Annotated in this window: 13 protein-coding genes and 1 pseudogene; 7 read left to right on the forward strand and 7 right to left on the reverse strand. The window is 48.6% G+C overall.

Going from position 1 to position 12120, the window contains the following annotated elements; genetic code table 11:
- Nucleotides 1-71 precede the first annotated feature (71 nt).
- Together GEI7105_RS40165 and GEI7105_RS40170 are read right to left on the reverse strand one after the other, a co-directional pair.
- Nucleotides 72-701 (reverse strand): transposase, encoded by a 630-nt coding sequence (locus GEI7105_RS40165; protein WP_342662877.1) that lies wholly within the window; start codon nucleotides 699-701, stop codon nucleotides 72-74.
- Nucleotides 619-1293 carry an IS701 family transposase gene (locus GEI7105_RS40170; RefSeq protein WP_445958327.1) on the reverse strand — a complete coding sequence of 225 codons (675 nt, stop codon included), beginning with the start codon at nucleotides 1291-1293 and terminating at the stop codon, nucleotides 619-621. The genes GEI7105_RS40165 and GEI7105_RS40170 overlap by 83 nt, the downstream gene beginning before the upstream one ends.
- 121 nt (nucleotides 1294-1414) lie before the next feature.
- On the opposite strand from GEI7105_RS40170, the pseudogene GEI7105_RS32685 reads away from it, so the two are divergent.
- Nucleotides 1415-1756, forward strand: a pseudogene (locus tag GEI7105_RS32685) (ISKra4 family transposase); the annotation flags it as partial.
- Between the two features lie 39 nt (nucleotides 1757-1795).
- Here the strand turns inward: GEI7105_RS32685 and GEI7105_RS0126555 are convergent.
- Both GEI7105_RS0126555 and GEI7105_RS39170 read right to left on the reverse strand, forming a co-directional pair.
- A complete protein-coding gene (locus GEI7105_RS0126555; protein ID WP_017663402.1) occupies nucleotides 1796-3070 on the reverse strand; it encodes a peptidoglycan-binding domain-containing protein in 1275 nt (424 codons plus the stop codon).
- A gap of 147 nt (nucleotides 3071-3217) precedes the next feature.
- Entirely contained in the window at nucleotides 3218-3394 is a 177-nt protein-coding gene (locus GEI7105_RS39170) for a hypothetical protein (RefSeq protein ID WP_017663403.1), read from the reverse strand.
- A 355-nt stretch (nucleotides 3395-3749) separates the two neighbouring features.
- Between GEI7105_RS39170 and GEI7105_RS35630 the strand changes: the two genes are divergently transcribed.
- The 5 genes from GEI7105_RS35630 (at nucleotide 3750) to rpsN (ending at nucleotide 9729) form a co-directional block, all read left to right on the forward strand.
- Nucleotides 3750-5144 (forward strand): serine/threonine protein kinase, encoded by a 1395-nt coding sequence (locus GEI7105_RS35630; RefSeq protein WP_026097991.1) that lies wholly within the window; start codon nucleotides 3750-3752, stop codon nucleotides 5142-5144.
- A gap of 461 nt (nucleotides 5145-5605) precedes the next feature.
- A complete protein-coding gene (locus GEI7105_RS0126575) occupies nucleotides 5606-7021 on the forward strand; it encodes a serine/threonine protein kinase (protein ID WP_017663406.1) in 1416 nt (471 codons plus the stop codon).
- A 199-nt stretch (nucleotides 7022-7220) separates the two neighbouring features.
- The gene (locus GEI7105_RS0126585; RefSeq protein ID WP_035494137.1) at nucleotides 7221-8603 is read left to right on the forward strand and encodes a serine/threonine protein kinase; all 1383 of its coding nucleotides are present in this window, start codon (nucleotides 7221-7223) and stop codon (nucleotides 8601-8603) included.
- Nucleotides 8604-8640: 37 nt separating this feature from the next.
- Nucleotides 8641-9198 (forward strand): DUF2808 domain-containing protein, encoded by a 558-nt coding sequence (locus GEI7105_RS0126590; RefSeq protein WP_026097993.1) that lies wholly within the window; start codon nucleotides 8641-8643, stop codon nucleotides 9196-9198.
- A gap of 228 nt (nucleotides 9199-9426) precedes the next feature.
- Complete coding sequence (gene rpsN, locus GEI7105_RS0126595; RefSeq protein WP_017663410.1) at nucleotides 9427-9729, forward strand: 30S ribosomal protein S14; 303 nt, start codon at nucleotides 9427-9429, stop codon at nucleotides 9727-9729.
- Between the two features lie 82 nt (nucleotides 9730-9811).
- On the opposite strand, the gene GEI7105_RS0126600 is transcribed toward rpsN, so the two are convergent.
- On the reverse strand, nucleotides 9812-10159 hold the full coding sequence (locus GEI7105_RS0126600; protein WP_017663411.1) for a DUF8822 family protein: 348 nt from the start codon (nucleotides 10157-10159) through the stop codon (nucleotides 9812-9814).
- 165 nt (nucleotides 10160-10324) lie between these two features.
- Between GEI7105_RS0126600 and aat the strand changes: the two genes are divergently transcribed.
- Entirely contained in the window at nucleotides 10325-10915 is a 591-nt protein-coding gene (gene aat / locus GEI7105_RS0126605; protein WP_017663412.1) for a leucyl/phenylalanyl-tRNA--protein transferase, read from the forward strand.
- A 25-nt stretch (nucleotides 10916-10940) separates the two neighbouring features.
- Here the strand turns inward: aat and GEI7105_RS0126610 are convergent, their stop codons facing one another.
- On the reverse strand, nucleotides 10941-11819 hold the full coding sequence (locus GEI7105_RS0126610; protein ID WP_144054064.1) for a hypothetical protein: 879 nt from the start codon (nucleotides 11817-11819) through the stop codon (nucleotides 10941-10943).
- Nucleotides 11820-11902: 83 nt separating this feature from the next.
- Nucleotides 11903-12120, reverse strand: a 218-nt coding sequence (locus tag GEI7105_RS39555) for a hypothetical protein (RefSeq protein ID WP_218959092.1), incomplete at its 5' end; no start/stop codon positions are given.

Raw genomic sequence — 12120 nt, forward strand, 5'->3', positions numbered from 1 at the left:
GCGTAACTAAATATCGAAGACCCGTGCTAACTCGAGAGGGTCTGGTGTTGATAGCGGTACTTAAACAAATTTCAAGCCCAAACCAAGCCAAAACGCGCTTTGTGAGCGGCAAACAGGTCTCGATTCTCGTTCAGCCATGCCACAAAACGAAAAGACATGGCTGTCCGAAAAGCCTCTAAAGCATCTACAAAAGTTTCCAAAGGTTGGTTCGCCCACTTCCTTCGTAAACCGCCCGTCAACTTATGCCAAAGGATAAAAGTGTAGGCACAAAATACCAAAATTAAATGCCGCTGTAAACTCTTCAAACCTCTCGCCTGGCATTCCCTCCAACCCAACCATCCTTTGGCTTCCCGATAGAAGACTTCTACCCAGTTTCGCCCTGAGTAAGTGTTCACGACCCATTCGGCAGTCACTTTTTCGGAGTCTTCATTCGTGATAAAATAATCAATTTCTGTCGCGTCCGCATAAGAACTTGCATTCATGACGATAGCAAAGGTTCTTTCTCCTTGTAGACGTGACAGCTCTGCCGTACCCGTCGCCACCCACAGGGTTCTGGGCTTGTTTGAATTTATAGAAACTGACGTAAAGTCCTCTTCTGGTAAGCTTTTGGCATATTCATCAAGGCGAATCTTTTGCCAATTTTCTCCCGATTGATTCAGCCAGATTTTCCGATTTTTGGCGACGGCTCCTAGATACTTCAGTCGGCGAGATTCGAGTACCCTTTAAAAAATTTGTGTTGTTACCATAGCCGGCATCCATGAGGACGATTCCCGGTCGATACCCTCTCTTTAAACTCCGGTCAATTAATTCTAAGGCGATTTCGGGTTCTTTTTGAAAGAGGGATCTTTCTTGCCTGAGGGTAAGGAACTGGCTGGCTGATAGATTTCTACATCCAGAGGTCAAATTTTTTTTGCCATCATAGAGATGGGTCGTTACCGCCACGATTCCGTTGTCGAGCTTGCCGATTTCTCCGATGTACTGTCTTGCCACACCTGCGGTGAAGTTGCCGCTTTTTCGATGTCCTGTATCATCGAGCAGCAAGGCAAATCCCCGACCCACTCGGGTTTGATGGCAGGAGTCCACCACCTTTAAACGACGTTCGTTAATACGCTTCTCCTCCCAAGGGGATTCCGTTATAAAATGATGTAAGCGGTTGTAAACCACTCCCACCGAGTCGTTTGCCATCTGAGTTATGTTTTTTCGCTGGCTTTCCCCGAGTAATCCTCCCAAATAGTGTCTAAACCCCTTTTTTGTGCTTGGGTTTTGAAGTCGGGGTCGAAACGCTTGCACCACTTCTCAAAGCAGGGTGGCATAGCGGCTGGGGTGGTCTCTCTCATGGGGACACTCTCCACCTTAAATCCTTGTCAGTCAAGGGTTTTGCTTTTATTTTACCTTTTTTACCGTTTAAGTCCCGATAGAGAATCTGGGCAAGGTGGGCGGGTCGCAGCGGCGGCTCGATGCGGTCGAAGCTTGTCTCTGGCAGGGGGATCTCGAGGGTGCCGTCAAGCTGTTCGATGATTGGCCCCATGAGCGGGTCGACCGGTTTATCGCCTATCTGACCAAGCATCGACACCGGATTGTCAACTACAGCTACTACCAAGCTGAGGGTATTTCAATTGGCTCGGGTGAGATTGAGTCAACGGTCAAGCAAATTGGGCGACGGGTTAAGATTTCAGGGGCTCAGTGGCACGAAGACAACGTGCAACAAGTGCTAAAGCACCGATGTGCCTACCTGAACCATCAATTCTCAGACTGAGTCTTGCAAGATTGGGATGCACCCGTTGTAGAAAACGCCTCAAGACCCGTATCGCGCCTCAAATTCCGCCCTCGACATCCGACGGCGATCGAAGGGATTGCGGAAATACACCACTCGCGCGTCAGAGAGTCCCTCATCTCGCAAATCGTCCACTCTCGCCTGGGCGTCCGATCGCACTCGGTACTGTCCCACCTGAACGTAAGGGCCGCGGCTATCGTCGAACAAAGTCAACTCGCGAATGTTGAAGTTGTAAAACCAATCGAGATCCGCGATCGCCTCTCGCACGTCGTCGAGGGAATCAGCGAGCGATCGGTTGCGAGACAAGGGGACGACGACCACGTAATTGTGGTTTTCAAACAACACTTCCAAAGTTTCTTGGTTCGCCACTCCCGTTTGCAACAAACGATTGTCCCGTTGAAACTGACGAACTGCCCGTTCGGTGGCAAAATCGAACTGACCGTTTAAAGGTCCGCTGTAGTAGGTCAAAGTGGGGGCGAACTCCTGCGGCGTTTCCGACAGCACCCGTTGCAGTTCCCAGACCAAAAACCCCGAATCTCCCTGCGCTAAGCTGTAAGCACCCGGCCGTCCGACGAGATCGAGCGAACCTTCTAAAATCCGTTGTAGATAAGTGGCCGTCGTCGTATCGACTTCTCCAGGGATGGGGGCGTCGATGTTGTAAATTTGCTGAAATACCGCGACGGCGTCTTCGGTTTGCGACCCGTAAACTCCATCTTCGTCGATTCCCCCCGTTCTGACGACTCGACCGATACCGATTTCGTTGAGGGCGGCTTGTAGCGTTCTGACGAATTCGCCGCGATCGCCCGGTCGTAAAACCAGCGTATCGCCATAAGGCCAGATGTCTCGGGGAAAAACGCCGACTGGACTCGGGACGAACGACGACAAGCGCAGTAAGACATCCCAAGTCGTATCGCCGACGACACCGTCAACCAGTAAGCCGTTATCGTTTTGGAAGTTCAAAACGGCGTCTTGGGTTAAAATGCCAAACACTCCAGTCGGCTGTTCTTTTAAATACCCCAGCTCGATCAACCGCTGTTGGAGGTCGAAAACGCCCGAACCGCGATCGCCGAATTCGAGCGTCGGTTGTTGCGTTTGCGCCAAACGCGTCTCGACTTCAGCCGCAGCGTTTGAGGGGGGAAGAGAGCGAAACGTCCGCGATACCCCCGGTTCGGCCAAAACAACCCAACTCGACAGGGCGATCGCGACGCCGAACGGAAGTGTTTTGGGGTTCCCGCCGCCCTGCTTGGGGAATTGAGGACAGCAACGAACGAGGGTTAAGCCTGCAAAAACAGCCATATCCTTCATCGAACTTGCGAAAAAAAACAGCCACACTCGGGATTTCGCGAGAAACGGCCGCGAGAAACACCCATAGTATGGCACGGAGTTTCGCAAGTTGTGGCGCTCGTTCCCCAAACGCCAGTTAAATGGAGTCGAACAATTTTCCTAAATCAAGCCCGCGCGATCGATTAACAAGGTCACGACGACGGCGAAGGCGGTAATTCCGAGGGCGACCCACGGACTTTGTCCTTGGCTGACAGCGAACGACGTGGCGACACCGGCTCCCAATCCGGCGGTGACAGCAGCGACGACGGGATCTTTTTGCGTGTTTTTATCGTACATTTCTCAACTCGCCGGACGCGGCGTTTTTAAACGACAATTCACACTGAAATTTCAGTTTCCTCAAGGTATCACTGGAATTCTCCCAATCGATCCCCACACCCCGAAATCGTAACGGAGCTTTAAATTTAGATACGTTTTTTAATACTGTCAGGCGATCGAGATTTTAGCAAATCGCGATCGTCAAACTTCTTGAAATTGTAAGTTTTTTGGGTGATTCAGCGTTTTTTCTCAAAATCGTAGAACGGTAGAGATCGTACAATGGCGATCGCTCCCGGCAAAATTTGGATACGTTTGTTAACATTTTTAATCTTGCGCTATAACCAGAATCGGGATCGTAGCCGCGTTTGAGATGAAAATGGACGACTTACACCGCAGCGAAGACATCATCGCCGATCGCTATCGCATCGTTCGCCCCCTTGGACACGGCGGAACCAGCGTCACCTACGAAGCCGAAGACCTCACCAACTACCGACTCGTGGCGATAAAAGTCCTCTCACTGCGTCAGATGGGGGATTGGAAAGTCCTCGAACTCTTCGAGCGAGAAAGTCGCATTCTCCAACAACTCAGCCATCCCGCAATTCCCAAATATCTCGATTATTTCTACCTCGACAGCCAGAGCGATCGCCGTTTTTATTTAGTTCAAGAACTCGTTTCGGGGCGATCGCTGTATGAGTTGGGACAAAAAGGCTGGAAACCCACCGAATCTAGCGTCAAAGCGATCGCCGAACAGGTTCTCGAGATTCTCGATTACCTCCACCGTCGCGTTCCTCCCGTCATTCACCGCGACATCAAACCTCAAAACTTAATTCGTCAGTCAGACGGACGTATTTTTCTGGTGGATTTTGGAGCGGTACAAGATGTCTATCGCTACACCGTTAGTAAAGGCGGAACATTTGTGGGAACCTTGGGATATATGCCCCCGGAACAGTTTCGCGGCGAAACCCATTGTGCTTCGGATGTATACGCTTTGGGGGCGACGTTAGTGTATCTCCTCACTGGGAAATCCCCAGATGAGTTACCGCAAAAACGTCTTAAAATCGACTTTCGTTCGACGACAAACTTGTCACCTCAGTTCGCCGATTGGTTGGATAGCTTACTCGAACCGGCGATCGAAGATCGCTATCAATCGGCTGCAATTGCTTTAGCAAACTTGCGATCTCAACAAGGGATTCATAAAGTAAATAAAGGAGGAATTCTCCACAGCAATCGGGTTGCAATCGAAAAACAAAAAGACTGTCTTTTTATTGAATTTTACTCTCATTCATGGAAACTTATGTCAGTTATATTTTCAGCTCCCATCTTCTTTTTAATTTTACTTGTTTTATATGTATGGGGCTCGTTTTTGATAATGATAGCCCATGCTTTCCAATACGAAGCTATAACCTTAATATCCGCGATTATATGGATATCAATCATTATAACTTTAAGCTCGAGTCTGTGTTTCTGGATCGTTATAAAACATATTGAAAACGTTAGAGGAGATCGTGTAATATTAAACATCAATCAACAAGATTTCACTCTTTCAATAAATGGATTTTTGAAAAGCTATATATGTTATGGTAAAACTAAAAATTTAATTCAATTAACTGGGAGCTGGAAAAATTTTGAACCCCTAAAAAAACCCGAAGGTTTAGCTAATTTTAATCTGGCAAGCTCTCAAATAAGATATCAATTTAAAGCCATTATAACTATTCGAGAAATGCATTGGGTAGAAGGAGAGCTATCAAAGTTTCTTGAATCGATATCCTAACTACTAAGTTTTGAATCTGATCGTTCAAAACTCTTCGAGGCAGAGTTCATCAAAATTTTCTATATAATTAGGGTGCATCTCAAAAATGTAAATTTATAAGATTGGAGTCTCTGCACTGAATTGAGCTTTTGTTGGGTTTCGCATTCGCTCCATCTATAGACTGAGCGAAGCCGAAGTCCAAGGGTGCATCTCAAAAATGTAAATTCATCGAATTGGGCGCACTCAATTTCCAGATCCCCGGCATCTCCAAGATGCCGGGGATCTTATACCGGAAGTGCTAATCGGGAATTTTGCCACCCCAAAGTGATGTTTTTGCAAAAGTGAGATGCACCCGAAGTCCAACCTGCTTCAAACTCATATTTTTACATCCATTGAGATACACTCTGTAATTAAGTCTTGTTACCACGGCTGCTTTCAAGTTTCCTATTTACGCTATAACTAGGAGTATCTCTACATTTGAGATGGAAATGGACGGCTCACACCAACCTCACGACATCATCGCCGATCGCTATCGCATCGTTCGCCCCCTCGGACGCGGCGGAACCAGCGTCACCTACGAAGCCGAAGACCTCACCAACTACCGACTCGTGGCGATAAAAGTCCTCTCACTGCGTCAGATGGGGGATTGGAAAGTCCTCGAACTCTTTGAGCGAGAAAGTCGCATTCTCCAACAACTCAGCCATCCCGCAATTCCCAAATATCTCGATTATTTCTACCTCGACAGCCAGAGCGATCGCCGTTTTTATTTAGTTCAAGAACTCGTTTCGGGGCGATCGCTTTATGAGTTGGGACAAAAAGGCTGGAAACCCACCGAATCTAGCGTCAAAGCGATCGCCGAACAGGTTCTCGAGATTCTCGATTACCTCCACCGTCGTGTTCCTCCCGTCATTCACCGCGACATCAAACCTCAAAACTTAATTCGTCAGTCAGACGGACGTATTTTTCTGGTGGATTTTGGAGCGGTACAAGATGTCTATCGCTACACCGTTAGTAAAGGCGGAACATTTGTGGGAACCTTGGGATATATGCCCCCGGAACAGTTTCGCGGCGAAACCCATTGTGCTTCGGATGTATACGCTTTGGGGGCGACGTTAGTGTATCTCCTCACTGGGAAATCCCCAGATGAGTTACCGCAAAAACGTCTTAAAATCGACTTTCGTTCGACGACAAACTTGTCACCTCAGTTCGCCGATTGGTTGGATAGCTTACTCGAACCGGCGATCGAAGATCGCTGTCAATCGGCTCGAGTTGCCTTAGAGAATTTACGATCGCCCCAAACCCTGCAACCGATCCGAGAGATTCAACAAACCCGAGCTGTTCCAACCAGAAATCTGAAGGAAGTTCCTCAGAGCGATCGCATTGTCGCTCAGCGTTTTGTTGACGGTCTGACCGTGGAAATTTTTGCTCGTCCCTGGAATCTTTCCTCAAGTTTATCGGCGGTCGTGACAGTCATTCTGGGCATTATATTATCGTTAATTTCGCTATTTTTCCTCATTTCTCTCCTAGCGTCGTCCGGAACAAATTCTGCATTTGGGTTGCTGTTCGTCACGATAATATTTTTGTTGCCACTGTGGACGGCTTTCTTTCTCATGATGCAAAGCGTCCATGCGTTGACAGGAAATAACGTCCGTTTAAATATCGATTCTAAAAATTTTTACATCTTTGTAGACGGATGGTTAGGTGCCAGCAAATATCAGGGAAGAACGGCGAATTTAATCCGTGTCACTGGAAACTGGAAACACCCTCAATTCCAAGACGCTCGCGGTCGCCTGACGCAATTTTCTCTCGTAACCGGCGATCGCGTCTATCGCTTCGATGCGATTTTGAGCCATCGCGAAATGCAGTGGCTCGAACGGGAACTCTCTAGTTTTATTTGAAACTTGTTTTTGAAACTCACCAGTGGGAGATTGGCCAAACTGGCTATGTCGAACCAGTATTGAACTTGATTGAGGCGATCGCGTTCGCCGTCTCCATTATCAGCTCGCTCGAACCCTGAAGAATTTTCGATACGTTTGTTAACATTTTTAATCTTGCGCTATAACCAGAATCGGGATCGTAACCGCGTTTGAGATGGAAATGGACGACTTACACCGCAGCGAAGACATCGTCGCCGATCGCTATCGCATCGTTCGCCCCCTCGGACGCGGCGGAACCAGCGTCACCTACGAAGCCGAAGACCTCACCAACTATCGACTCGTGGCGATAAAAGTCCTCTCGCTGCGTCAGATGGGGGATTGGAAAGTCCTCGAACTCTTTGAGCGAGAAAGTCGCATTCTCCAACAACTCAGCCATCCCGCAATTCCCAAATATCTCGATTATTTCGATCTCGACAGCCAGAGCGATCGCCGTTTTTATTTAGTTCAAGAACTCGTCTCGGGACAGTCTCTCCACGAACTCGTCGAAAAAGGCTGGAAACCTGACGAATCCGACGTGAAAGCGATCGCCGAACAAGTTCTCGAGATTCTCGACTACCTCCACCGTCGCGTCCCTCCCGTCATTCACCGCGATATCAAACCTCAAAACCTCATTCGCCAACCGGACGGACGTATTTTTCTGGTGGATTTTGGAGCGGTACAAGATGTCTATCGTTACACTGTCAGTAAAGGGGCGACGTTCGTGGGAACCTTGGGATATATGCCCCCGGAACAGTTTCGCAGCGAAACCCATTGTGCTTCGGATTTGTATGCTTTGGGGGCGACGCTGGTGTACCTCCTCACTGGGAAATCCCCAGATGAGTTACCGCAAAAACGTCTCAAAATTGACTTTCGGTCGGCGACAAACTTGTCCCCTCAATTTGCCGACTGGTTAGAGAGTTTACTCGAACCGGCGATCGAAGATCGCTGTCAATCGGCTGCAATTGCTTTAGCAAACTTGCGATCGCCCCGAGCCATTAAACAAACGAATCGGGGACTAATTCCCAACAGCGATCGCATCGTCGTTTGTCGCCGCCGAGACAGTCTTACCGTCGAAATCTTCGCCCGTCCTTGGAAACTCACCTCGATCGCCCTAGCCACCGTCACTGCCATTTCCGGTTTCGGCATGTCGTTGCTCTCGCTCTTTTTCTTGATTCTCGTCATCGTCGCTTCAATCTCGGATGGCATCGGTCCGGGGTTGGCGCTCCTCATCATACTGAGTGGCTTGTTGTTGCCATTGTGGTCGTTCTTCTGGGTCATATTTCAAAAGACCCACGCCTTGCGCGGAAACCACGTCCGCTTAGATATCGATTCCCGGCGGTTTGACTTATCCGTATCGGGATTTCTCAATTCGCGCAAATATCAAGGGACAACTGCAAATCTAATCCGCGTGACCGGATCTTGGAAATATCCCGACCTTCAAGACGAACGAGGACGCCTTACCCAGTTTTCCCTGGTGACAGGCGATCGCGTCTATCGCTTCGATGCCATTTTGACCCGTCGCGAAATGCAATGGCTCGAACGGGAACTGTTTGATTTCGTTTGATTTGGCTAAAAACTCGTTTTTGGGAGACTCTCGAAACATGATACGTTCCATTGTCCGGGGATTGGGAGTCGTCGCGATCGCTGCTGTCGCCTCCCCCGTCGTCCAAGCCGTCCAAGTCGCCGACGGAACGGTTTATTTCGATCGCCCTCCGTCTCTCGTTGGAGCTAGTACCACCTTCGATCGCGTTCGCAGTTGGAACGCCACCTATTTCTTCACCCTCGACCTACCCGAAGACGCTGGAGAACCGCTTCAACAAGTGGCGATCGCCCAACACGAACGACCCGCACCGTACATGAGATATCGCCTCGAGGATACCTATAGCTTTGAAGGAAGGCGGCGCGATCGGGGCGATCCCCTTTCCCTCGGAAACGTCACCCACGACGAAGACACCCAAACCGTCACCGTCACCTTCGATCCCCCAGTCGAACCCGGAACCGCCATCACCGTCGCCTTACGTCCGGTTCGCAATCCCTCCTTTTCCGGCGTGTACCTGTTTGGCGTCACCGCCTATCCCGCTGGCGATAAAGCCTACGGTCAATTTCTCGGCTTCGGGCGATTGCACTTTTACAGCAGCGATTTCGGCTGGTGGTGGTAATTCAGGGAAGAGTGCAGAGGGAAGAGTGGTAGGGTGTGTGACGCGGCCGGAAAATGTTGCCCGTTGTTAGATCGATGTCGCATTACCGCGTCACGCACCGACCCAAACCGAGAAGGTCGTGACCGAGGCTCGATCGAAAAAAAACAACGTTCCCCCTTTTCACTGACTGGGGCGATCGCATATAATAGTAGTTTGGTATCTTGCAAGCGAGAATAGGCAAATTCGCTCATGGCTAAAAGAAGTGCGATCGAGCGCCACAAAAAGCGCAAAAAATTAGTTGAAAAATACGCAGACAAACGAGCCGAACTGAAAGAACAGTTCCGCACGGCGACCAACCAAGCGGCAAAAATGGAAATCCACCGCAAGTTGCAACGCCTTCCCCGCGACAGCTCCAGAACGCGGGTTCACAACCGCTGCTGGGCGACGGGTCGTCCCAGAGGTTACTATCGTGATTTCGGGTTGTGTCGGAACCAGTTACGGGAAATGGCGCACGAAGGCTTACTTCCCGGCGTCGTGAAATCGAGCTGGTAGATTCACCGTGAAGAGTGGAGAGATCTCCCCCTCTCCCTCTCTCCCCCTCTCCCCCTCTCCCTCTCTCCCCCTCCTTCTCTTCTCAACCTTGTCCGCAGCAGCGTTCGATTCCCAAACTATCGAGGAGGAGATCGCTCACTGCGTTCGCTACGGCGAACTCACCGTAAAAGCTTTCTGAAAAATCAAACGATTGCATCTCTGTCACGATCGCCAAAACGAGAGATCCCACATCGTTTTCTCCCTCCATGCGCTGTCTGACGAAGACGTTAGCGGCGCGATCGGCGATATCTTCGTTAACAGGTTCGGGAAGAAATTCTTCGTTGAGCCATTGATGCAAGGCGTGTTTGAGCCATTCGCCTTCCTGCTTGGGATTTTGAGCTGGAGGTAGGGTGACAGGTGGAATCGGTTGGGGTGCGTTAGAGTCAGACACGAGTGCTAATCCTTAATATACTTGGGTTGGTTAAGGGTGTGTTTAATGAGTTTGCATCCGTCGGCGACGCTCTCAGTCGGTAGACGGACAAGTTGCAGACATTGTATCTCGTTTTTTCTGGCTCTCTGAAGACACCCGACCGTCCCCCCGACCCGTTCGAGTGCTATGGACTTCGACATTTCTTCGATTATCTCTGGATACGCACAGGGATATTTTTTAATGGCTAACGACAGTCACAGTGGCACGTTATCAGATCTCGGATGGTACAGCAGTCGCGAACGTGCGTTAGTTCCCCTCGACGATCGCTTTCGCCACCCTAAGTCGTTACGTCGCGTTCTCAATCAAAATCGCTTTCGCGTGGCGGTCGATCGCGATTTTCCTGCTGTTGTGGAAGGTTGCGCCGATCGCGAGACGACCTGGATTTCTCCGCAACTCAAGCAAATTTACCTGGCTCTCAACAAAGCGGGATGGGCTCACAGTTTTGAGACTTGGGAAGGCGATCGCCTCGCAGGTGGTATTTTAGGGATTACCATCGGGGGCGCGTTTATTGGCGAGTCGATGTTTTATCGCATTCCTGAAGGCTCGAAAGTGGCGATGGTGAAACTCGTCGAACGCCTGAAAGAACGAAAGTTTGTGGTGTTCGACGCGCAACTCAACAATCCTCATTTAGCCCGTTTTGGAGCTTACACGGTTAGCGAGCAGGAGTACCAGCGTTTGTTACAAAAAGCGTTGCGGCGCAAGTGTAGTTTGCTGTAGCCAGTGCAACTTTTTTTATGTGGGATTACGTGCGATCGTGAGGATGTTCTTCATGCTCGTTCCCTTCTACATCTATCCACCATTTCCCATCTTTCCAAGTTTCACAAGGCATATGTTCGATAGGTTGCAAGAGTTGAGTGTCAGAAAAACGAAGGCGATCGAACCAAGTCCAACTAATCGCATCTTGTAAAGCTTCAGGAAGATCGTCAAGATGCAGTGGAGCTTTTGGTTCTGCTGTTTTCTCATATGGAATAGGGGCTGAACCATCATTTTCATAGACAAACAGCCCAAAAATTGTCAAACTCTCTGAAGCTAGATAGACATCTTCAAGTTTTTGAACACCTATAATTTGATTCTCGATCGCTAACTCTTTAAGAAGAGGAGCATTCCGAGCGACAATCTTTCCATTTAAGACAAATATATCTTTATTTGAATCATAAAAATGAATAATAAGATCGTCTTTGCTGGCAGAATTCAAGATATCGCAAAAATCTCGATCGATCTGATTTGATGCAAATTCAAACATCCAAAACTCTACTTGAAGATCGAGTTTTTCAAATCTAAAAAAATCGATTGCATCACAGTATCTTTTTTTGACTTGCTTTTTCTTCTGAGATTGTCTTTTTCGAGCTAATTCGTAATCGTAATTTGCATTTTTTATAATTTCTAGAATTTCGGCAGTTGAAACAATTCGCTCGATAACGTCTTGCGAAATTTTTAATTCGATCGCGTCTGACGAAATTTTCGATCGCCAATAAATCAGAAAATCACAAAATTCTAAAAAGCATATGGCTGGCTTAGGAATTGCTCCCCCTTCTCCTGAGTCAAAGCAACCAATATGTCCGTCTGCATCCACTGCAAACCATTGTGTATCCATGCTGTGCGCGGCTGGAAAATCTTTCATTCTCTTCATCCTTTTTATCAAGTATAATTTTGGGGAAGTTCTTCATGCTCGTTCCCTTCTGTATCTATCCACTATTGTCCACCTTACCAAGTTTCACAAGGCATATGTTCGATAGGTTGTAAGAGTGGAGTGTCGGAAAAACGAAGGCGATCGAACCAAGTCCAACTAATCGCATCTTGTAAAGCTTCAGGAAGATCGTCAAGATGCAGTGGAGTTTTTGGTTCTGTTATTTTTTTATATGGAAGTGGGATCGGACTATCTTGAACATCTGAGAGGGTGACAACATAGCTAGACCCCCTGC

Origin of the sequence: Baaleninema simplex PCC 7105 (genome assembly GCF_000332355.1) — a bacterium.
Taxonomy (GTDB): domain Bacteria; phylum Cyanobacteriota; class Cyanobacteriia; order Cyanobacteriales; family Geitlerinemataceae; genus Baaleninema; species Baaleninema simplex.